Here is a 21,324-nt window from a genome sequence, read left to right as displayed (position 1 = left end):
GGCTCAAGCGACGGCTACGACGTCGAGAATGCGTTGCACCACGCGGTCCTGGTCAATACCGGCCGCTTCGGCCTCGAACGACAGAATGATCCGGTGACGCAGCACGTCGAACAGTACCGCCTGGATATCTTCCGGGCTGACAAAATCGCGACCGGCCAGCCAGGCGTGGGCCCGGGCGCAGCGGTCGAGGGCAATCGAGCCCCGGGGGCTTGCGCCATAGGCAATCCACTCGGCCATTTCCGGATCAAACTTGGCCGGGGTGCGGGTGGCCATGACCAGTTGCACCAGGTATTCCTCCACCGCATCGGCCATGTACAGGCCGAGGATTTCCTTGCGTGCGGCGAAGATCGCCTGCTGGCTGACCCGGCGCTCGGGCTTGGTTTCGCCGTTGAGGGCTTCGCCACGGGCCTGTTGCAGGATGCGGCGTTCGACGGCGGCGTCGGGGAAGCCGATCTTGACGTGCATCAGGAACCGGTCGAGCTGGGCTTCGGGCAGGGGATAGGTACCTTCCTGCTCGATCGGGTTTTGCGTGGCCATCACCAGGAACAGCGGCGACAGTTCATAGGTGCTGCGCCCGACGCTGACCTGGCGCTCGGCCATGGCTTCGAGCAATGCCGACTGCACTTTGGCCGGGGCCCGGTTGATTTCGTCCGCCAGCACCAGGTTATGGAAGATCGGCCCTTGCTGGAACACGAAGCTGCCGGTTTCCGGGCGATAGATCTCGGTGCCGGTGATGTCGGCGGGCAGCAGGTCGGGGGTGAACTGGATACGATGGAACTGTGCTTCGATCCCTTCGGCAAGCTCCTTGATGGCCTTGGTCTTGGCCAGGCCGGGAGCGCCTTCAACCAACATATGGCCATCGGCAAGCAGGGCGATGAGCAGGCGCTCGATGAGTTTTTCCTGGCCGAGGATCTGCGTTGAAAGAAAGGTTCGCAGCGCAAGCAGCGCTTCACGATGTTCCATCGATGACGGTTCCTGGAAAGATGAGCCTGGGCATTGTGAAAAATGCCAGAGCCTGGGGGCCTTACTTTAATGCATAGGGGGGGCTGGCGACTAACGGCGCGCGGGGTATTTTTTGGAATTTGTGGGAATTGTCTGAAGATCTTGGCGGCTGGACCGACCCCCAGGGTGGGGGAGCTTGTTGTGGCGAGGGGGCTTGTCCCCCGTTGGGTTGCGTAGCAGCCCTAAATTACTGGGGCCGCTTCGCAGCCCAACGGGGGACAAGCCCCCTCGCCACGAAAGAGCGTGCATTCAGGTCCCGATGTAAGTCCCGGTACCCTTGAGAATGTTCTGCAACGTCTCTTCCACTTCGGCCAAATCCGCCTCGGCGGTGCCGTGGGTGATCTCCAGATGATCACTGCCACCCAACGCATCCGCGTCCGTCGCGGCAATCTCCACCAGCAGCTTCGTGGCGCTCAGGGTGATCTTCAGCCCGTCCAGGGTCGACGGCTCGTAATCCCAAGTGATTTCCACCTCGTCCTCATCGGGGTAACGAGTGACCATGAACATCTCGCCCTTGTCGCCGTGGCAGCAGAGCATGGCCATGTTGTCTTCTTCGTCATCGCAGGGGTTGACGATCAGGTGGGCGGTGGTCAATTGCATGGAAAATCCTGTCTGGGGGAGGGCGCGGCGCGGCAATTGTGCCATTGCAGCGAATTTTGTGCTTCATTCTGTGTCAGAAACTCGGTGTGACTTGGGAGAGTGTCTCGGTCATTTCCGGTACTCGAAAGGCGTAAATTCACCCGTAAACGGCAGGTTGCCCAAGTCGCAACCCGCCAGCAGCGTGCCGTTGACTGAATATGTCGCAGCGCCGCAAGCAGTTGCCTTCCTACACTCGTTAAGCTGCGCAACGGATGAGCGCTTGCCAGGAGTCTGACCTGCCCGTCGTACCGTCGCCCGGCCAGCGGCTCATCTTATGGAAGTTGTATGTGACCTCGTTGTCTTGTCCAGCTTCACCCACCTGTCGCTCCGATTCGTTATGGTACAACCTGCGAACAGAGCTGACGGTCTCCCCGCAAGGGGATAACACGCGACGCTTCCATCAATAACAAGCCCGAGCGGAGTACCACAGATGGCGTTCTTCACCGCAGCCAGCAAGGCCGACTTCCAGCATCAACTGCAAGCGGCACTGGCGCAGCACATCAGTGAACAGGCACTGCCACAAGTGGCGCTGTTCGCTGAACAATTCTTCGGCATTATTTCCCTGGATGAACTGACCCAGCGTCGCTTGTCCGACCTGGCCGGTTGCACCCTGTCTGCCTGGCGCCTGCTTGAGCGCTTTGATCACAACCAACCGCAAGTGCGGGTCTACAACCCCGATTACGAACGTCACGGTTGGCAGTCGACCCACACCGCGGTCGAAGTGCTGCACCACGACCTGCCGTTCCTGGTGGACTCGGTGCGCACCGAGCTGAACCGTCGTGGCTACAGCATCCACACCCTGCAAACCACCGTACTCAGTGTGCGCCGTGGCAAGAAGGGCGAGTTGCTGGAAATCCTGCCCAAGGGCACCCAGGGCGATGACATTCAGCAAGAGTCGCTGATGTACCTGGAAATCGACCGCTGCGCCAACGCCGCCGAGCTGAATGTCCTGAGCAAGGAACTTGAGCAGGTGTTGGGCGAAGTGCGCGTCGCTGTGGCTGATTTCGAGCCGATGAAAGCCAAGGTCCAGGACCTGCTGGCCGGTATCGACGCCAGCCAGTTCAGCATCGACGGCGAAGAAAAGGCCGAGATCAAGAGCTTCCTGGAATGGCTGGTGGGCAACCACTTCACCTTTCTCGGCTATGAAGAATTTGTGGTACGTGACGAGCAGGATGGCGGTCATATCGAATATGACGCCAACTCCTTCCTCGGTCTGACCAAGCTGCTGCGCGCCGGCCTCACCTCTGAGGACCTGCGCATCGAAGACTACGCCGTCAACTACCTGCGCGAACCGACCGTGCTGTCGTTCGCCAAGGCTGCGCACCCAAGCCGCGTTCACCGCCCGGCCTACCCGGACTACGTGTCGATCCGCCAGATCGACGCCGACGGCAAGGTCATCAAGGAATGCCGTTTCATGGGCCTCTACACCTCTTCGGTGTACGGCGAGAGCGTGCGGGTAATCCCGTACATCCGTCGCAAGGTCGCGGAAATCGAACGACGTTCGGGCTTCCAGGCCAAGGCTCACCTGGGCAAGGAACTGGCTCAGGTGGTCGAAGTGCTGCCGCGTGACGATCTGTTCCAGACCCCGGTGGACGAGCTGTTCAGCACCGTGATGTCGATTGTGCAGATCCAGGAACGCAACAAGATCCGCGTGTTCCTGCGCAAAGACCCGTACGGCCGCTTCTGCTACTGCCTGGCCTACGTGCCGCGCGACATCTATTCCACCGAAGTGCGCCAGAAGATCCAGCAAGTGCTGATGGATCGCCTGAAAGCCTCGGACTGCGAATTCTGGACCTTCTTCTCCGAGTCCGTTCTGGCCCGTGTGCAACTGATCCTGCGGGTTGACCCGAAGAACCGTCTGGACATCGACCCGCTGCTGCTGGAAAAAGAAGTGGTGCAGGCCTGCCGCAGTTGGCAGGACGATTACGCCAGCCTCGTCGTCGAAAGCTTCGGCGAAGCCCACGGCACCAACGTGCTGGCCGACTTCCCGAAAGGCTTCCCGGCCGGCTACCGCGAGCGCTTCGCTGCGCACTCGGCCGTGGTCGACATGCAACACCTGCTGAACTTGACCGAAGCCAAGCCGCTGGTGATGAGCTTCTATCAGCCGCTGGGTCACGTGACCGGCCAGCAAGAGTTGCACTGCAAGCTCTATCACGCCGATACGCCGCTGGCACTGTCCGACGTACTGCCGATCCTGGAAAACCTCGGCCTGCGGGTTCTGGGTGAGTTCCCGTATCGTCTGCGTCATGCCAATGGTCGCGAGTTCTGGATCCATGACTTCGCGTTCACCGCTGCCGAAGGCCTGAACCTCGACATTCAGCAGCTTAACGACACCCTGCAGGACGCGTTCGTGCACATCGTCAACGGCGATGCCGAGAACGATGCGTTCAACCGTCTGGTGCTGACTGCCGGCCTGCCATGGCGCGACGTCGCACTGCTGCGTGCCTACGCCCGCTACCTGAAGCAGATTCGCCTGGGCTTCGACCTGGGTTACATCGCCAGCACCCTGAACAACCACACCGACATCGCTCGCGAGTTGACCCGGTTGTTCAAGACCCGCTTCTACCTGGCGCGCAAACTGACTGCCGAAGATCTGGAAGACAAGCAGCAACGCCTGGAACAAGCGATTCTGACGGCTCTGGACGATGTCCAGGTGCTCAACGAAGACCGTATCCTGCGTCGCTACCTGGACCTGATCAAAGCCACCTTGCGCACCAACTTCTACCAGGCGGATGCCAACGGTCAGAACAAGTCGTACTTCAGCTTCAAGTTCAACCCGCACGCGATTCCTGAATTGCCAAAGCCGGTGCCGAAGTTTGAAATCTTCGTCTACTCGCCACGGGTTGAAGGCGTGCACCTGCGCTTCGGTAACGTCGCTCGCGGCGGCCTGCGCTGGTCCGACCGTGAAGAAGACTTCCGTACCGAAGTCCTGGGCCTGGTAAAAGCCCAGCAAGTGAAGAACTCGGTCATCGTGCCCGTCGGCGCCAAGGGTGGTTTCCTGCCCCGTCGCCTGCCATTGGGCGGCAGCCGGGACGAGATCGCGGCCGAGGGCATTGCCTGCTACCGCATCTTCATTTCCGGTCTGTTGGACATCACCGACAACCTGAAAGACGGCGCCCTGGTGCCACCGTTGAACGTGGTGCGCCACGACAACGATGACCCGTACCTGGTAGTGGCCGCCGACAAAGGCACCGCGACCTTCTCCGACATCGCCAACGGTATCGCTATCGACTACGGCTTCTGGCTGGGTGATGCGTTTGCTTCCGGTGGTTCGGCCGGTTACGACCACAAGAAAATGGGCATCACCGCCAAGGGCGCGTGGGTCGGTGTGCAGCGCCACTTCCGTGAGCGCGACATCAACGTCCAGGAAGACAGCATCACCGTGGTCGGTGTCGGCGACATGGCCGGCGACGTGTTCGGTAACGGCCTGTTGATGTCCGACAAGCTGCAACTGGTCGCAGCCTTCAACCACTTGCATATCTTCATTGATCCAAACCCGACGCCTGCCAACAGCTTCGTTGAACGCCAACGCCTGTTTGACCTGCCGCGTTCGGCCTGGACCGACTACGACACCAGCATCATGTCCGAAGGCGGCGGTATCTTCTCGCGTAGCGCGAAGAGCATTGCCATCTCGCCGCAGATGAAAGAACGCTTCGACATCCAGGCCGACAAGCTGACTCCGACCGAACTGCTGAACGCCTTGCTCAAGGCCCCGGTGGACCTGTTGTGGAACGGCGGTATCGGCACCTACGTCAAGGCCAGCACTGAAAGCCACGCCGATGTTGGCGACAAGGCCAACGACGCCCTGCGTGTCAACGGCAACGAGCTGCGCTGCAAGGTCGTGGGCGAGGGCGGTAACCTCGGCATGACCCAGCTGGGTCGTGTGGAATTCGGCCTCAATGGCGGCGGTTCCAACACCGACTTCATCGACAACGCCGGCGGCGTGGATTGCTCCGACCACGAAGTGAACATCAAGATCCTGCTCAACGAAGTGGTGCAGGCTGGCGACATGACCGACAAGCAACGTAATCAGTTGCTGGCGAGCATGACCGACGAAGTCGGCAGCCTGGTGTTGGGCAACAACTACAAGCAGACCCAGGCATTGTCCCTGGCCGCCCGCAAAGCCTACGAGCGAGCAGCCGAGTACAAGCGTCTGATGAGCGATCTGGAAGGCCGGGGCAAGCTGGACCGTGCCATCGAGTACCTGCCTTCGGAAGAGCAGCTCAATGAGCGTGCTGCCATTGGCAAGGGCTTGACCCGTCCGGAGCTGTCGGTGTTGATCTCCTACAGCAAGATCGACCTCAAGGAAGCACTGCTCAAATCCCTGGTGCCGGATGACGCCTACCTGACCCGTGACATGGAAACCGCGTTCCCGCCGACCCTGGTGGCCAAGTTTTCCGAGGCCATGCGTCGCCATCGTCTGAAGCGTGAGATCGTCAGCACCCAGATCGCTAACGACCTGGTCAACCACATGGGCATCACCTTCGTTCAACGGCTCAAAGAGTCTACCGGCATGAGCCCGGCGAACGTGGCAGGCGCTTACGTGATCGTGCGTGACATCTTCCACCTCCCGCACTGGTTCCGCCAGATCGAAGCCCTGGATCACCAGGTCTCCGCGCAAGTGCAACTGGAGCTGATGGATGAGCTGATGCGCCTGGGCCGCCGCGCCACGCGTTGGTTCCTGCGCAGCCGTCGTAATGAGCAGGATGCTGCTCGTGACGTCGCACACTTCGGGCCGCATCTGGCTGCGTTGGGCCTCAAGCTTGACGAGCTGCTGGAAGGCCCGACCCGCGAAGGCTGGCAGAACCGTTACCAGGCGTATGTCGAAGCCGGTGTGCCAGAGTTGTTGGCGCGCATGGTTGCAGGCACTACCCACCTGTACACCCTGCTGCCGATCATCGAAGCCGCTGACGTTACGGGCCAGAGTGCCGCTGATGTAGCGAAGGCTTACTTTGCCGTCGGCAGCGCCCTGGACTTGCCATGGTACCTGCAGCAGATCAGCGATCTGCCGGTGGGCAACAATTGGCAGGCCCAGGCCCGCGAAGCCTTCCGCGACGACGTGGACTGGCAGCAACGGGCGATCACCATCAAGGTCCTGCAAATGGTCGATGCGCCAGCAGACATGGAAGCCCGCGTGGCCCTGTGGCTGGAGCAGAACCTGGGCATGGTCGAGCGCTGGCGCGCAATGATGGTGGAAATTCGTGCTGCGGTCGGCACGGACTACGCCATGTACGCGGTGGCCAACCGTGAACTGCTGGACCTGGCGTTGAGCGGTCAGTCGGTGCTGTAACAGCCTGATCGAGCGTTAAAAAAAAGCCCCGTATCGCGAGATACGGGGCTTTTTGTTGGAACACGGTTTAATGTGGGAGCGGGCTTGCTCGCGAAGACGGTGGGTCAGCCAGTATCTTTATCAACTGATCCACCCCCTTCGCGAGCAAGCCCGCTCCCACATTTGATCCACATTGCTTATAAAATCTACGCCTGGCAGAGGGTTCAGTGGTGACTCAGCAACTTGGCCTCCAGATGATCCAGGTGCTGGGTCATCAACGTCACGGCGGTATCTGCATCCCCACGCTCCACCGCCTCCACAATCCCCATATGCTCCTGCCACGCACAATACGTGCAAGCCTGGGCCTCATACTGCGCAATGATCAACGACGTCAACGGCACCAGGCTGTTGAGAAACTGCGCCAGCGGCGCATTCCCTGCAATGGCTGCCAGTTGCAGGTGAAACTCCCCGGACAGGCGAATCGCCGGCCCGCGTTGATCACGCTCGATGCATTCGCGCTCTCGGGCAATCAGCTCCCTCAGTTGGTGTACCTGTGCAGGCTTTGCCTGGGCGCAGGCCAACTGCACTACAGTCACTTCCGTAAGGCGCCTCGCCTCAAGAATCTGCTGTGCCTGCTGCGCATCCGGCGCCGCGACCTGGGCCCGGTGATTGGGCCGCAGGATGATGACTTGCTGATGGGACAACCGCGCCAATACTCGACGAATCACGCTGCGACTGACGCCAAAACTTTGCCCCAGGCTCTCCTCGGTAAAGCGACTGGCCGGGGCAATCCGTTGTTCGAGAATGGCATCGAACAGCCGTGGATAAATGTCGTCCACCGAGGGCTTTTTACCAGCCACCAGGCGCATAGCGGGCAGGGCGGTGACGACGGCGTTGTGTTGCAGAGCGTGAGCGGTCATGGCCGGTCTCCAAAAAATCAGCTGCCCAGATGGTCGTCCGGGATGTTCAGGGCAATGCCCATGCGCAAGCCTTCCTGAAGGATATGCCGGCGCATTTCGGCACTGGCCAGGGCGCTGTTCTTGTTGCGAATGGCGCGCACCACGGCGTCGTTTTCCTGCAGGCGTTCTGCCAGGTGCTCGGGGGAGTTACGCAGCACCTGGGCACTTTGCTTGAGGGCGTTGCTGGTCTGTTGCACCACGTTCTGGAAGATCGGGTTGGAGGTGAGGGCGAACAGCTCTTCGTGGAAAGCGATGTAGGCATTCATCCCGGCTTCGCTGTCGTTGGCGTCGAGGGCTTCGCGCATGTCCATCAGGGTGAGGCGCAATTGGCCGACTTCCTTACTGCTGATGGACTGGGCCACCAGGCCGACAATGAATGGCTCCAGGGTGTAGCGCAGTTGCAGAATGTCTTCGAGGCTGGCGTCGGCTACGGTACTGTCCTGAGACTGGGGTTCACTCAGCGTGGCTTCGAGTACGACCACACCCTTGCCCGGCATGGAGCGCACCAGGCCCAGGGTTTCCAGCACAATGACTGCTTCGCGCAGGCTCGGACGGCTGATGCCCAGTTGCTCGGCCAGTTCGCGCTGGCCGGGCAGCATCTCGCCGCGTCGCCATTGTCCCTTTGCCAGGGCAGCGCGCAGTTTTTCTACCACTGAATTGACGACGGTTGAAGTGGTGATCACGTCGCAGGCTCCTTGTATGTTGGGTATCCCCCTGTAGCCGCTGCCGAGGCACGAGGCTGCGATGCGGGCCGCAGGACCGCCCTCAGGGGGCGCTTCGTCGGAATGCCGCACCAAACCCATCGCAGCGGCTACAGGGTTTAATTAGAACTCTTGGTGGGCCGGCAACACCGGCTTCTTCGCCTGGAACGCATACCCTTGTTGCCCATCCAGTACCTTGTTGGCGCGCTGGATATCAATGTCTTTTTCCCAGCGGGCGATAGCCACGGTGGCCACGCAATTGCCGATCAGGTTGGTCAGCGCCCGGCCAATCCCCATGAACCAATCCACCGCCAACACCAGCACCAGGCCCACCACCGGGATCGCCGGGATCGCGGTCAGCGTAGCCGCCAGAATCACCAGCGCCGAACCCGGAATCCCGTGGGCGCCCTTGGAGGTGATCAACGACACCAGCAAGATGGTCAGCAAGTCGGTCATCGACAGCGGCGTGCCAGTGGCGTTGGCGATAAATACGATGGCCAGGGTCAGGTAGATCGAAAAACCGTCGAGGTTGAACGAGTAACCTGTGGGAATCACCAGGCCGACGGTGGAACTGCCAATGCCCAGGTGCTCCAGTTTACGCATGATCTGTGGCAGCACTGCATCGGAGGAGGCGGTCCCCAGGACGATCAGCAGTTCCTCGCGCAGGTACTTGAGGAACGGCAGCATGCGCAGGCCCGACAAGCGCATTACCAGGCCGAGGATCAGTGCGACGAAGACGAAACAGGTCAGGTAGAACAGGCCTACCAGGCTGCCCAGGTGTTGCAGGGAGTCGAGACCATATTGGCTGGTGGTGAAGGCGATGGCGCCGAACACACCGATGGGGGCCAAACGCACGATCATGCCCATGATGCGGAAGATCACGTGGCTGAGTTCATTGATCAGTCGCGAGATCCCGGAAGCCGCTTCGCCTACCAGGTTCAAGGCGCTGCCGAACAGTACCGAGAACAACAGCACTTGCAGCACGTTGTTTTCAGCGAAGGCGCCGATCACTGAGTTGGGGATCAGCTCCATCAGGAACTGGCTGGTGCCCTTGATGTGCTGGCCACGGTCGGCCAGTTCATTGAGCCCGGCGGAAGAAAGCTGTTCCAGGTGGATATTGGCGCCGGTGCCAATGCCGGTGCTGAAGGCCATGATCAGGCCAATCACCAGAGCGATAGTGGTCAGCACTTCAAAGTAGATCACTGATTTGAGACCGATGCGCCCGACTTTCTTCAAGTCGCCGGCGCCGGAGATACCGCTGACCACCACGCAGAACACGATCAGGCCAATCAGCATTTTGATCAGCTTGATAAAGCCGTCACCCAGGGGTTTGAGTTGCGAGGAGAATTCGGGAAGGGCCAGGCCGCAAATAACCCCGAGGATCAGGCCAATCACGACTTGCAGGAAAATCGAACGCGAGCACCATCTGAGCATGGGAGGGATCTCTATTCGGTGCCCTGGTGGTTCCAGGGCTTAATTGTTGTGGTCTTACCGGTAAGTCCAGTGCGAGGCCAGTCTACGCTGGGTTTTTTTTAAGTCGCAAGTAAAGAATTGGCGGTTGGCAGGTTCCGGTCTGACCAGTTGCTCGGTAAGGGTGATGCTTGAGCGGTTGGCGGCGCACAAAGTTTTTTCGCTTATCATCCGGCGCTTGGCCAGAAAGGTGAATTATGGATATTCCAGGACTGACAACGCACGAAGGCACCACCCACTGCGCATGGCGCATGTCTGCGCCTGAATACCGCGATTACCACGATCATGAATGGGGTGTGCCGGTCGCCGGCGACATTCAATTGTTCGAGAAGATCTGCCTGGAAGGATTCCAGGCGGGCATGGCGTGGATCACCATCCTGCGCAAACGGGAGAATTTTCGGCGGGCGTTCGATGGCTTTGATTATCAACGGGTGGCGCAGTACACCGAGGAAGATATCCAGCGGTTGATGCTGGACCCCGGCATCGTGCGCAATCGGGCCAAGATTGTGTCGGTGATCAACAATGCGCGGCGGGCGTGCGAGCTGGTGGAGGAAACCGGGTCGCTGGCGGCCTGGATGTGGGCGTTCGAGCCCGACGCCGAGGAGCGCCCGGCGGTGGTCGACTTGGCCTATTTGACGGCCAATCCGACGTCGGCGGCGTCGATACGCTTATCCAAGGCCTTGAAGAAGCGCGGCTGGACCTTTGTCGGCCCGACCACGATGTATGCCTTGATGCAGGCGATGGGCATGGTCAATGACCATCTGGAAGGCTGCATCTGCCGACAGCAAATCGAAGTGCGGCGCCGGCAGTTCAAGCGTCCTTACGGCTAACACCGAACCTGCGACTGCTTTCTGTAGCCGCTGCCGAGGTACGAGGCTGCGATGCGGGCCGCAGGACCGCCGCCGGGGGTCGCTACGCGACCCATCACAGCCTCGTACCTCGGCAGCGGCTACAAGGGCTGGTCCTCAATGCGCCAGCGGCGTCAGCACTTCGGCCTTGTCATCCATCACCATGACCACCAGCAGCCTGGCCGGTTTGGTCTGGCTGGCATTGCTGGACTCAAAGTGTCGGGAGCCTGCTGGCTCATAGAATGACTGACCCACCTTGTAGGTAATCGCCTTTTCATCGTTGACCCGCGAGGTGATCTCGCCTTCCAGCACATAAGCCACGGCCGTGCCGGTGTGACTATGGGGTACAGTGGCCTGGCCGGGCGCGTAGTCCACGGTGAGCATGATGGTTTTCTTGCCGGGGACGTTGGTCAGGGCATGCTCTTGCAGCACGTTGATTTTTTCCTGGTTGTAGACCAGGTCGTGGGCCAGGGCGCTGAACGAGGCCAGCAGCAGGGCGGTGCCGAGCAGTACTTTCATGAGGATGCTTCCAAGTAGTTCCAGACCCTTTCACCCTAAGCCTCGGAAGGGGCCCGGCCAATAGCCAATCCGGGTAAAGGGCAGGAGACCAATGACTCAGTGATCGAAGTCCAGGCGGCTGGCCAGGCGTTGGCTGGTCAGGTCGATAAAGCCTTGCAGGGCCGGCAACTGGAAGTGCGCGTGGAGTTGATCAATGGACTGCCAGCGACCACTGACGGTCCACAGGTTTGGATCAACCGGGCTGCGTTGCACGTTGTAGTCCAGGCAGCCCGAGGCTGCGCGCACGGTGTCGGCAATCCGGCGCAGGCGCTCGCCCAGTTCGGGTGAGCGCCCGGGCGCTGCACGGATATGGACGGTGTTGAAGGCACAGGCTGGCATGGCGAAGGTCCCTGGGGTTCGGTGTCAGCAAGCAGGCTAGAATGGCGGCCTGCAAACGCCAATAGCCAATCCGCTGGAAAGTCCCTTAGCCAATCTGCTGCAAAATATCGCGCACCTTGTCCAGGGCCGGGTCGATGTCCAGGGTTTCAATGGCCCCGAAACCTAGTATCAAGCCCTCACGCACCGGTGCTTCGTGGAAGAACACATTCAGTGGATATAACCCCACCTCGACCTGGCGCGCCAATTCCATGAGCAACGGGATGTCCACCGGTACCTTGCACAGCGCGGCCATATGGAAGCCGGCGACGGTGGGCACGGCTTCGAACCAGGGCGAAAGATCTCCCGCCAGGCGCTGGAGAATGCGCTCCCGGCGCCCGGCGTACACCGTGTGGCAGCGGCGAATGTGCTTGAGCAAATAGCCTTCGTTGATGAACTTGGCCAGTGCCCATTGGGGCAAGGTCGAGGTGTGCTGGTCGGTCAATTGCTTGGCCTTGAGGACGGCGCCAAACAGCGCAGGCGGCAGCACCGCATAGCCGAGGCGTAACTCGGGCAGGAGGGTTTTCGAGAAGGTACCGACGTAGGTCACCACGCCGCGCGTGTCCATGCTTTGCAGGGAGTCAGTGGGCCGGCCTTCATAGCGGAACTCGCTGTCGTAATCGTCCTCGATCACAATCGCCCCCAGCTCGAAGGCCCGTGCCAGCAGCGCTTCGCGGCGCGGCTGGCTCATGGGCATGCCGAGGGGGAACTGGTGGGATGGCGTCACGTAGATCAGTCGTGTGCCGTCGGGAATCAAGTCGACCTGGATGCCGTGTTCGTCCACCGGTACGCCCACTACCTTCGCGCCGACGGCATCGAACATCAGCCGCGCCGGGGTATAGCCGGGATCTTCCATGGCGACAATGGTGCCCGGTTCCAGTACCACACGGGCGATCAGGTCCAGGGCTTGTTGGGCGCCATTGGTGACCACGATGTCCTCGTCCCGGCATTTGACCCCTCGGGAAAACGCGATGTGCCCGGCAATGGCGCTGCGCAGGGCAGGCAAGCCTTCGGGCTGGCTGTAGAAGCCACTGTTCTGGGCGATTCGGCGCAGGGCGTCCTGGGTGCAGCTGCGCCATTCGTCCTGGGGGAACTGGCTGCGGGTGGTGGCGCCGCCGATGAATTCGCAACGCAGGGTGCTGTCGCGCGTGGGGTGGCGCATGGGCGACGGCAGCGCTTGCCATTTTGCCAGGTTGGCGGCGCAGGCCAGGCCCGCTGCATTTTGCAGGCGCTCGGTGCGCGCCGGCTGGGCATTGACGAAGGTGCCCCGGCCGATCTTGCCGACCAACAGGCCCTCGTAGGTCAGTAAGGCGTAGGTGTCGGAGACGGTCTTGCGTGACACGCCCAACTGCTCGGCCAGCAGGCGGCTCGGCGGCAGTTGGGCACCCGCCGCCAGGCGCCCGGACTCCATGGCTTCGCGCAGTTGCCGGTAAAGCTGGTCGGCCAGATCCTTGCGGCCGTTGATGACGACGTGCAGTTCCATTTTTTATCCTGAGGCGATCGATCACCGGCAAGATTACCCGCAACCGGCCGGTGACGGTATCGGGCAAATGGTCTGCCCATAAAGCTGAATTTTGGCTATAGGACGAGCGCGGCAGGCCCGTTAGGCTGGGCAGTCATTGCATTTGCCCACAGAGGCCGCCTCGATGGAACCCCGCCTGGATTACTACACGGCTTCGCCACAAGCGATCAAAGGCATGCTGATGCTGGAAGCGGCGACGTTTGGCTTGTCGATCGAAACGCCGTTGCTGGAGCTGATCAAAATTAGGGTTTCGCAGCTGAACCACTGCGGTTTTTGCACGGATATGCATTCGATGGCCGCCCGACAGCGAGGGGAGAGCGAACGACGCTTGTTCGCCTTGTGCGTGTGGCGCGACTCACCGTTTTTTACCGCGAGAGAAAAGGCCGCGCTGGCCTGGAGTGAGTCGATGGCCACGCTGCCGACGTCCACTGTGCCGGATGAGCTGTACGCCGCCGTCCGGGTGGAGTTCAGCGAGCAGGAACTGGTGGACCTGACCATGGCGGTGTCCAGCATCAGTGCCTGGAACCGCCTGGCCGTAGGGTTTCGCAAACAGCCGCCGAATATTTGATCAGGACAGGAAACCACCGTCCACATTCAGCGACACCCCGGTGGTGTAGCTCGACGCATCACTGGCCAGGTACAGCACCGCGCCGGCCATTTCATCCGGTGCCGCCACGCGCTTGAGCGGAATCTGTTGTAGGGCCACTTTCAGGATCGAGTCGTTCTTCACCAGCGCCGAGGCGAACTTGGTGTCGGTCAGGCCGGGCAGCAGCGCGTTGCAGCGAATCCCGAACTGCGCGCATTCCTTGGCGAACACCTTGGTCATGTTGATCACCGCGGCCTTGGTCACCGAGTAGATGCCCTGGAAGTGTCCCGGTGAAATGCCGTTGATCGACGCCACGTTGATGATGCTGCCACCGCCGTTTTCGCGCATCAGCTTGCCGGCTTCCACCGACATGAAGAAGTAGCCACGGATGTTCACGTCGACGGTCTTCTGGAACGCGCCGAGGTCGGTGTCCAGCACATTGCAGAACTGCGGGTTGGTGGCGGCGTTGTTGACCAGGATATCCAGGCGCCCAAACTGTTCGCGAATGCCGGCAAACACCTGGGTGATCTGCTCCATCTCGCCGATATGGCAAGCAATCGCGGTGGCTTTGCCGCCGTCGGCGATGATCGCGTCGGCGACGTGCTGGCAGCCATCGATCTTGCGGCTGGAAACAATCACGTGGGCGCCTTGCTGGGCCAGCAGCTTGGCAATGGCCTCGCCGATACCGCGACTGGCGCCGGAAACGAAAGCGATCTTGCCGTCGAGGTCGAACAATTGAGTCTTGGACATGATGGTTCCTTGTGAGCTCATAGCTGGGGCTATCAGAGTGCGGATTTGCCGATGACGTTCAGGCTCATTTGCTCCAGCAGCTTGTTCATGTGGATGAACTGCGCGAAGCGTTTGTCCTGGGTCTGGCCATGGAAGAAGCGGTAGTAGATCTGCTGCACGATACCGGCCAGGCGGAACAGGCCGTAGGTGTAGTAAAAATCGAAATTGTCGATCTGGATCCCTGAGCGTTCGGCGTAGTAGTCGACGAACTGGCGGCGGGTGAGCATGCCTGGGGCGTTGCTTGGCTGGCGGCGCATCAATTGTACGGGGCCGGAGTCGCCGGCTTCGATCCAGTAGGCGAGGGTGTTGCCCAGGTCCATCAGCGGGTCGCCCAGGGTGGTCAGCTCCCAGTCCAGCACGCCGATGATCTGCATCGGGTTGTGCGGGTCGAGGATCACGTTGTCGAAGCGATAGTCGTTGTGCACGATGCTGGACTTGGGATGGTCAGCGGGCATCTTGTCGTTGAGCCACGCGCGCACGGCCTCCCAGCTGGGCGCATCGGGAGTCAGGGCTTTTTCGTAGCGGTCGCTCCAGCCACGAATCTGGCGCTCGACGTAACCTTCAGGCTTACCCAGGTCGGCCAGGCCGCAGGCGGTGTAGTCAACCCGGTGCAGTTCGACGAACTTGTCGATAAAGCTTTTGCACAGGGCTTCGGTTTTCACGGCATCCAGACCCAGTTCCGGCGGCAGGTCCGAGCGCAGGATGATGCCGTTGACCCGCTCCATCACATAGAACTCGGCACCGATCACCGACTCGTCGGTGCAGTGCACGTAGGCCTTGGGGCAGTACGGGAAGCCGTCCTTGAGTTGATTGAGAATCCGGTATTCGCGGCCCATGTCATGGGCGGACTTGGCCTTGTGGCCGAAGGGCGGGCGACGCAGGACGAACTCCTGATCTGGGTATTCCAGCAGGTAGGTCAGGTTGGACGCACCACCCGGGAACTGGCTGATGTTGGGTGTGCCGCTGAGGCCCGGGATATGGGCCTTGAGGTAGGGATCGATGAGGCTGACATCAAGTTCTTCGCCTGGGCGAATCTGGGTCGATTGGTCGTTAAGCGCCATGCTTATCCCTTCTGCTTATTCTAAAGGCCTTGGACTATTGGCTAATCTAATGCGCACAGCCGCCCAGCCACAAGGTCGCGGCGGCTTAATAGGTTAGCGTGTTGGCCGATGATCAGTGTTCCTGATGTGCCTGGGGCTCAGATCACCAGGACCGCACGACCACCGGGGTAGCAGGTCAGGTTGGCACCGATTTCGACTTTTGCCAGGTCGATGCCCAGGCCGGCGAGGAGGTTGTTGACGATGGGGTCGAGCAGGGGGGCGAGAACACCGGAGACAAGACCGCTCAATAGGTTCAGCACACCGCTCAGCAGGCCGGTGACAACTCCCAGCAGCAGGCTCAGGAGGCTATCGACGATCGGTACATGACTGATGAACTTGATACCTGCGAGCGTGTTGCTGAGGCTGCCAACCACGTTGGCGGCGGTGAAACTGTAGAAGCTTGGAGGTTGTTTGACCTCTGGCGGCATGTCGAACACATGGGGTTTGCTGGTTTGAGCGATGGGGCTGTCGATTTTCAACCCCAGGCCGCCTCCGGCAAAGGCTTGGCGGGTACAGGGCTTGCCGTCAGGGCAGGTGATCATGGCGAGATCCACTACCGGAAACTCATCGACGCTCAAGTCCTTACTGGAAGAGAACAGGTTGGTGGGGTCGATCTGGCCAATCATCAGTCGAACGGCCGACGTGGTGCCCACCACGGCCAATGATTTTTTCTTCGGGTCTTTGCAGCTGTAGTCGGTGACATAGCTGCTGCCGCTGGCGGCTTCCAGGGCCACATTGAGATGTTCGCCGATATGCAGACTGATCCTTGAGTCCGAGTTACCTAACAACGCATTCAAGAGGCCAATGACACCGTCAAGAAGATCGTTCACTACGCCTACGATGGGCAAATCCACCGTGACCAGCGTCCTGATCTGCGCGGTGCGCACATAAATCTGATTCGGCCCGAGCGGGTCCTTACGGGCCAGTTCCGGGTTGCCAATCGCCGAGACTTGAGGCGGTGAGATCACCTTGGTCTGAACCTTCACGCCGAGCAGCCCCAGCACATTCACCGGCAATTCCGCAGCCACTGCGCTTTCCTTGTTCGACAGCTGTACAAAGCCTTGGATCAGGTTGAACAGTTGCAGGTTCACATCAAGGGCCGCCTTGTCGAGGCCGGCCTGGATGTTCAGCAAGTCCTTGAGGTGCAGGATCTCGGTGCCGGCGGCGATCAGCTTGATTGCCTCCAGACTATTGATGATCACCTTGATTCCGTCGCCACCGCGTTGCAGCACATCAATGGCGGCCTGGATCAGTTGGCCCACAGTGGCGCCGGTATTGAGCAGCTTGTCGTAATCACCGGCACTGACGTGCAGTTCAATGGCCAGGGCGTCGAGGTAACTGAGCAGGTTGATGTCGGTGTTGATCAGGCCTTGCCAGCCGACGGCATCGAGCTTCAATTTGCCGCCGAGCAGGCCGCCGATCAACCCATTCAAGATTTCGGACTTGCTGCTGTCCACTGTCAGCAAGGTACTGCGCACAGTCAGTGTCGCCATCGGCGGCAACGGCACCGCGGCCACCGCAACCGCAGTCAGTTGCGTCGTGAGATCAGCGAGGCCCGTGGAGAACAAGGTACGGATGCCGCCAGCAATACTGGTAGTGACGCGGTGCCTGACAATCACCTGAATAGCATCGGCCTTGAGCGGGTCAGCATTAAAGGTACGCAGGAAGTTGGCCCCCGTGATCAGCGTGCCGCAGGCAGTGGCCAAGGTACGGTTGTCGTCGAGGGTGAAGCTATTGCGCGCAGCACTTTCACGGGCAAATACCGCCGCGTTATTGGCCGGTAGCGCGCAGGTGCCGCCACGGCTCACGGCTTCCAGGGCCGCCGTATCGGCAACCCGCTGCAACTTGCGTTTTTCCAGGTACAGGCGACCGCTATCGACCACCAGCAACAGCAGCAACAGCGCGAGTCCGAGGGTCAGCGCGCCCATCAGCCCGATCATGCCGCGTTGGCGGGCCGGGCCGGATCCATGGCGAAACATACTGCGTTCCTTCGCCAGTCCTGCACCGGCGTTCTGAGGTTTCCCGGAAGCAGTGTAGTCAGGATCTGGAAAATTACTGGCTATGAGCCATAGTTTATCGCGACGAAAGTTTTCCGGCTGTTCAGTTCGGGGAGGGCAGTACCACCGGGGTCAACACAGGCCGGCCCGCGAAGTATTCCATCAGGTTATCCGCTACCCGCTGCACCGTGTCATGGGCTGCCTCCGGCGACAGGCCGGCGACGTGAGGCGTCAGCACGGTATTGCTCAGGTGCTTGAGGGCATCCGGCACGTGGGGCTCATCGTCGAACACATCCAGTGCCGCGCCGCCAATGCGCCGTTGTTCCAGGGCGCTGATCAAGTCGGCGGTAACAATCACACTGCCCCGGCCGATGTTCACCAGAAAGCCGTGGGGGCCCAGCGCGTCCAGGGCCTGGCGGTCGATCAAATGCCGTGTCGTGGCGCCGCCGGGGGTGGCCAGGATCAGGAAGTCCGAGGCTCGCGCCAGCTCCAGCGGTGTCGAGCAGTAGGTGTAGTCCACGTCATCCCGGGGTTGGCGGCTGTGGTAGTTGATTTCCATGCCAAAGCCCAGCGCTGCACGCTTGGCAATCTCCATGCCCACTGCACCCAGTCCGAGGATGCCCAGCTGTTTTCCCGACAGAGAAGGGCGCATGACCTTGGGCCATTCGCTACGCCGTACCGCCGCGTCTGCCCGGGGAATGTCCCGCACCAGCGACAACAACAACGCCATGGCGTGATCGGCCACCGATGGCGCATTCACTCCGGCGCCATTGGTGACCACAATCCCCCGATTACTGGCTGCCTGCAGGTCCACATGCTCGTAGCCGGCACCAATCACACAGATGATTTCCAGCAACGGCAGGGCAGCGATTTCCTCGGCATACAGCCCCAGCGGTCCCCGGGTCAGTACCGCCTGGATTTGTCCGCCATGGGCCTTGATCGCCTGGGCGCGTTCGGCTGGTGTGGGCGCCAGGATCACATGAAAGCCATTGCCTTCGATGAGCGGCAGGTAGTCGTTGATGGTTTCAACCAGGACCAGAACTGTGATGGGCATGCGAAGGCTCTTCCTGAAGGCTTTGATGGCACCAGTATGCGACATTTCTTTGGCCTGAATCCCGCGTCTGAAGAAGAAAAATATGGCGCGCGCAGGGTAAATTTCTCCCTGCACGTGCCCATGGTGGATCTCAGGCCCAGACCTCTGCCGCCTTGACGCGTTTCACAAATGCCCCGGACAGGGTTGCATTGTGATGCTCGATAATTGCCTGGGCCGATAGTGCCGGAGTGTCCATGCACGTGTGGCCGTCTTCCGGCAGTACTACGGAAAAGCCCAGTTCCACCGCCACTCGGCAAGTCGTGTCGATGCAGTACTGGGTCTTCATCCCGACAATCACCAGCTCATTGACCTGAGCTGCCGCCAGTTGCTGGGCCAAATGAGTGCCCAGAAAGCAGCTGGGGCGGGACTTGTTGAAGACCGTGTCCTGAGCTTCATCTGCGTCCAGTGCCGACCATAGCTGCCAGAGCGGACTGCCAGCTTCGATGGGAGAGCCGGCGGGGCCGGTATGGCGGGCAGCGTAGATCGGAGCACCCGCTTGCCGGGCGCGGTGGATCAACTGGTTGATGGTGTCGAGTACCCGCTCGCGCTCGAACGGCTTTTCCGGCCCATCGTACAGGCCGGTTTGCATATCGATGATCAGCAGGGCGGGGCGTTTGGCGTCATGCATGAGGTTGCTCCATTGTGTTGCCAGGTGGACAGAGCAAAAAAAGGCCCCGTCCATTGCTGGCGGGGCCTTGGGTGTTGCGGGTGACTTGTTTAGCTCAAGCGCCACACACAACCACCACACGACCCGCCAGAAGCGGTCGTGGTGGTGGTACGGGTGAGGGCAAGCTGAAGAATGTTCATGGGCCGATCATGCTTGGTCTGGCTCGGTACTGTCAACGTGCCAGCCACTTTTGAGTACCTGCACCGCACAACCATTCCTCAGCTAAGTCTTTGCTTATTCAAGCGAATCCCGGACAATCGCGCCCCTGTTACGGTGAGGGCGCTGTCTATCGGACTTTTCCGACCCGCCCCCACTGTGTGGCAATGAACCGGAATGCGGAGATCCGACCGGATGAATGATCAGGCCAATAGCGTCGACGAACGCTACGCAACGACACCTGCAACGCTCACAAGCTGGAGCCGCCAGGACACCACCTGGATGCTTGGCCTGTTTGGCACGGCCATCGGCGCCGGTACCTTGTTTCTGCCCATCAATGCCGGCCTGGGCGGCTTCTGGCCGCTATTGGTACTGGCGGTCCTGGCCTTCCCGATGACGTTCTATGCGCACCGTGGCCTGACCCGCTTCGTACTCTCGGGCCGTGAAGGTTCGGACATCACCGAAGTGGTCGAAGAGCATTTCGGGATCAAGGCCGGTGCGTTGATCACCTTGCTGTACTTCTTTGCGATCTTCCCGATCCTGCTGATCTACAGTGTCGCCCTGACCAACACCGTCGGCAGCTTCCTCGAACACCAACTGCACATCACACCACCGCCACGGGCGGTTCTGTCGTTTGTGCTGATCCTCGGCCTGTTGGCCGTGGTGCGCTGCGGCGAGCAGGTGATCGTCAAGGCTATGAGCCTGATGGTGTATCCGTTTATCGTCGCCTTGCTGTTCCTGGCAGTGTTCCTGGTTCCTCACTGGAACGGCGGCATCCTCAGCACCGCCAGCACACTGCCGGAACCGTCGGCGTTGCTGCACACCCTGTGGCTGGCGATCCCGGTGATGGTGTTCTCGTTCAACCACTCGCCGATCATCTCGGCCTTTGCGGTTGACCAGAAGCGTCGGTATGGCGATCACGCCGAGGAGCGCAGCTCGCAGATCCTGTCCCGCGCCCACCTGCTGATGGTGGCGATGGTGCTGTTCTTCGTCTTCAGTTGCGTGCTGACCCTGTCGCCGGCGCAATTGGCAGAAGCCAAGGCGCAGAACCTGTCGATCCTGTCGTACCTGGCCAACCACTTCAGCAACCCGACCATCGCTTTTGCTGCGCCGTTGATCGCGTTTGTGGCCATTGCCAAGTCGTTCCTGGGCCACTACATCGGTGCCAGCGAAGGCCTCAAGGGCTTGATCGTCAAGAGCGGTCGCCGTCCTGGGCCCAAGGCTCTGGACCGTATGACGGCGGCCTTCATGCTGGTGGTGTGCTGGATCGTTGCCACACTCAACCCGAGCATCCTGGGGATGATCGAGACCCTGGGCGGGCCGATCATTGCGTCGATCCTGTTTCTGATGCCGATGTACGCCATTCGCAAGGTGCCGGCCATGGCCAAGTACCGTGGGCAGGCGTCCAATGTGTTTGTCACGGCGGTGGGGTTGGTGGCGATTACGGCGTTGGTGTATTCGTTTGTAGCGTGATGCTTGCCGGGTCGATGAAATGATGAAGGCCAATCCGCATGGTGGGTTGGCCTTTTTTTATGTCTGTGAGATTAGTGTCGCGGGGCTTGGCTGCGTTGGGGTATATATCCGTGACCGCAG

Annotated in this window: 17 protein-coding genes; 4 read left to right on the top strand and 13 right to left on the bottom strand. The window is 60.6% G+C overall.

The window, feature by feature from the left end:
* Nucleotides 1–3: 3 nt before the first annotated feature.
* A complete protein-coding gene (locus tag J7E41_RS09330; protein WP_003218556.1) occupies nt 4–963 on the bottom strand; it encodes an AAA family ATPase in 960 nt (319 codons plus the stop codon).
* Nucleotides 964–1,251: 288 nt separating this feature from the next.
* The gene (locus J7E41_RS09325) at nt 1,252–1,602 is read right to left on the bottom strand and encodes a hypothetical protein (protein WP_214991990.1); all 351 of its coding nucleotides are present in this window, start codon (nt 1,600–1,602) and stop codon (nt 1,252–1,254) included.
* A gap of 469 nt (nt 1,603–2,071) precedes the next feature.
* Here J7E41_RS09325 and J7E41_RS09320 point away from each other — a divergent pair, with 469 nt between their 5' ends.
* Nucleotides 2,072–6,931, top strand: a complete 4,860-nt coding sequence (locus J7E41_RS09320; protein ID WP_214991988.1) for an NAD-glutamate dehydrogenase — start codon at nt 2,072–2,074, stop codon at nt 6,929–6,931.
* A gap of 203 nt (nt 6,932–7,134) precedes the next feature.
* On the opposite strand, the gene J7E41_RS09315 is transcribed toward J7E41_RS09320, so the two are convergent.
* The 3 genes from J7E41_RS09315 to J7E41_RS09305 all read right to left on the bottom strand — a co-directional run bounded on the left by J7E41_RS09315 (nt 7,135) and on the right by J7E41_RS09305 (nt 10,019).
* Nucleotides 7,135–7,830: a GntR family transcriptional regulator gene (locus J7E41_RS09315; RefSeq protein ID WP_214991986.1), complete on the bottom strand. Its 696-nt coding sequence runs from the start codon at nt 7,828–7,830 to the stop codon at nt 7,135–7,137.
* Between the two features lie 17 nt (nt 7,831–7,847).
* Nucleotides 7,848–8,552, bottom strand: a complete 705-nt coding sequence (locus J7E41_RS09310; RefSeq protein WP_169354263.1) for a FadR/GntR family transcriptional regulator — start codon at nt 8,550–8,552, stop codon at nt 7,848–7,850.
* Nucleotides 8,553–8,693: 141 nt separating this feature from the next.
* Nucleotides 8,694–10,019 carry a C4-dicarboxylate transporter DctA gene (locus J7E41_RS09305; protein ID WP_214992190.1) on the bottom strand — a complete coding sequence of 442 codons (1,326 nt, stop codon included), beginning with the start codon at nt 10,017–10,019 and terminating at the stop codon, nt 8,694–8,696.
* A 218-nt stretch (nt 10,020–10,237) separates the two neighbouring features.
* Between J7E41_RS09305 and J7E41_RS09300 the strand changes: the two genes are divergently transcribed.
* Complete coding sequence (locus J7E41_RS09300) at nt 10,238–10,870, top strand: DNA-3-methyladenine glycosylase I (RefSeq protein WP_214991984.1); 633 nt, start codon at nt 10,238–10,240, stop codon at nt 10,868–10,870.
* Between the two features lie 135 nt (nt 10,871–11,005).
* Here J7E41_RS09300 and J7E41_RS09295 read toward each other — a convergent pair whose 3' ends face one another.
* The 3 genes from J7E41_RS09295 to J7E41_RS09285 form a co-directional block, all read right to left on the bottom strand.
* On the bottom strand, nt 11,006–11,407 hold the full coding sequence (locus J7E41_RS09295) for a cupin domain-containing protein (RefSeq protein ID WP_214991982.1): 402 nt from the start codon (nt 11,405–11,407) through the stop codon (nt 11,006–11,008).
* A 96-nt stretch (nt 11,408–11,503) separates the two neighbouring features.
* Nucleotides 11,504–11,785, bottom strand: coding sequence for a putative quinol monooxygenase (locus J7E41_RS09290; RefSeq protein WP_214991980.1), 282 nt, complete (start codon nt 11,783–11,785; stop codon nt 11,504–11,506).
* 85 nt (nt 11,786–11,870) lie between these two features.
* Complete coding sequence (locus J7E41_RS09285; protein ID WP_214991977.1) at nt 11,871–13,304, bottom strand: PLP-dependent aminotransferase family protein; 1,434 nt, start codon at nt 13,302–13,304, stop codon at nt 11,871–11,873.
* 163 nt (nt 13,305–13,467) lie between these two features.
* Between J7E41_RS09285 and J7E41_RS09280 the strand changes: the two genes are divergently transcribed.
* Nucleotides 13,468–13,911: a carboxymuconolactone decarboxylase family protein gene (locus tag J7E41_RS09280; protein ID WP_214991975.1), complete on the top strand. Its 444-nt coding sequence runs from the start codon at nt 13,468–13,470 to the stop codon at nt 13,909–13,911.
* Here the strand turns inward: J7E41_RS09280 and J7E41_RS09275 are convergent, their stop codons facing one another.
* The 5 genes from J7E41_RS09275 to J7E41_RS09255 form a co-directional block, all read right to left on the bottom strand.
* On the bottom strand, nt 13,912–14,679 hold the full coding sequence (locus J7E41_RS09275; RefSeq protein WP_214991973.1) for an SDR family oxidoreductase: 768 nt from the start codon (nt 14,677–14,679) through the stop codon (nt 13,912–13,914). It lies immediately after the preceding gene.
* A 32-nt stretch (nt 14,680–14,711) separates the two neighbouring features.
* Nucleotides 14,712–15,779 (bottom strand): phosphotransferase family protein, encoded by a 1,068-nt coding sequence (locus J7E41_RS09270; RefSeq protein WP_214991971.1) that lies wholly within the window; start codon nt 15,777–15,779, stop codon nt 14,712–14,714.
* A gap of 137 nt (nt 15,780–15,916) precedes the next feature.
* Entirely contained in the window at nt 15,917–17,797 is a 1,881-nt protein-coding gene (locus J7E41_RS09265; RefSeq protein ID WP_214991969.1) for a pilus assembly protein TadG-related protein, read from the bottom strand.
* Nucleotides 17,798–17,918: 121 nt separating this feature from the next.
* The gene (locus J7E41_RS09260; RefSeq protein WP_214991967.1) at nt 17,919–18,869 is read right to left on the bottom strand and encodes a 2-hydroxyacid dehydrogenase; all 951 of its coding nucleotides are present in this window, start codon (nt 18,867–18,869) and stop codon (nt 17,919–17,921) included.
* 130 nt (nt 18,870–18,999) lie between these two features.
* Nucleotides 19,000–19,536 carry a cysteine hydrolase family protein gene (locus J7E41_RS09255; RefSeq protein ID WP_214991965.1) on the bottom strand — a complete coding sequence of 179 codons (537 nt, stop codon included), beginning with the start codon at nt 19,534–19,536 and terminating at the stop codon, nt 19,000–19,002.
* A gap of 390 nt (nt 19,537–19,926) precedes the next feature.
* On the opposite strand from J7E41_RS09255, the gene J7E41_RS09250 reads away from it, so the two are divergent.
* The gene (locus tag J7E41_RS09250; protein ID WP_214992187.1) at nt 19,927–21,204 is read left to right on the top strand and encodes an HAAAP family serine/threonine permease; all 1,278 of its coding nucleotides are present in this window, start codon (nt 19,927–19,929) and stop codon (nt 21,202–21,204) included.
* Nucleotides 21,205–21,324: the final 120 nt, after the last annotated feature.

The organism is Pseudomonas fluorescens, from assembly GCF_018614655.1.
GTDB lineage: Bacteria > Pseudomonadota > Gammaproteobacteria > Pseudomonadales > Pseudomonadaceae > Aquipseudomonas > Aquipseudomonas fluorescens_BX.
Note: the sequence above shows the minus strand (reverse complement) of the source record. Positions and strands in the feature narration are given on the sequence as shown.

Coding starts and splice junctions, on each gene's coding strand:
- J7E41_RS09290 (WP_214991980.1), bottom strand. CDS start 11,785: ATGCCAGCCTGTGCCTTCAACACCGTCCATATCCGTGCAGCGCCCGGG.
- J7E41_RS09285 (WP_214991977.1), bottom strand. CDS start 13,304: ATGGAACTGCACGTCGTCATCAACGGCCGCAAGGATCTGGCCGACCAG.
- J7E41_RS09330 (WP_003218556.1), bottom strand. CDS start 963: ATGGAACATCGTGAAGCGCTGCTTGCGCTGCGAACCTTTCTTTCAACG.
- J7E41_RS09260 (WP_214991967.1), bottom strand. CDS start 18,869: ATGCCCATCACAGTTCTGGTCCTGGTTGAAACCATCAACGACTACCTG.
- J7E41_RS09300 (WP_214991984.1), top strand. CDS start 10,238: ATGGATATTCCAGGACTGACAACGCACGAAGGCACCACCCACTGCGCA.
- J7E41_RS09325 (WP_214991990.1), bottom strand. CDS start 1,602: ATGCAATTGACCACCGCCCACCTGATCGTCAACCCCTGCGATGACGAA.
- J7E41_RS09275 (WP_214991973.1), bottom strand. CDS start 14,679: ATGTCCAAGACTCAATTGTTCGACCTCGACGGCAAGATCGCTTTCGTT.
- J7E41_RS09255 (WP_214991965.1), bottom strand. CDS start 19,536: ATGCATGACGCCAAACGCCCCGCCCTGCTGATCATCGATATGCAAACC.
- J7E41_RS09250 (WP_214992187.1), top strand. CDS start 19,927: ATGAATGATCAGGCCAATAGCGTCGACGAACGCTACGCAACGACACCT.
- J7E41_RS09280 (WP_214991975.1), top strand. CDS start 13,468: ATGGAACCCCGCCTGGATTACTACACGGCTTCGCCACAAGCGATCAAA.
- J7E41_RS09320 (WP_214991988.1), top strand. CDS start 2,072: ATGGCGTTCTTCACCGCAGCCAGCAAGGCCGACTTCCAGCATCAACTG.
- J7E41_RS09315 (WP_214991986.1), bottom strand. CDS start 7,830: ATGACCGCTCACGCTCTGCAACACAACGCCGTCGTCACCGCCCTGCCC.
- J7E41_RS09295 (WP_214991982.1), bottom strand. CDS start 11,407: ATGAAAGTACTGCTCGGCACCGCCCTGCTGCTGGCCTCGTTCAGCGCC.
- J7E41_RS09270 (WP_214991971.1), bottom strand. CDS start 15,779: ATGGCGCTTAACGACCAATCGACCCAGATTCGCCCAGGCGAAGAACTT.
- J7E41_RS09265 (WP_214991969.1), bottom strand. CDS start 17,797: ATGTTTCGCCATGGATCCGGCCCGGCCCGCCAACGCGGCATGATCGGG.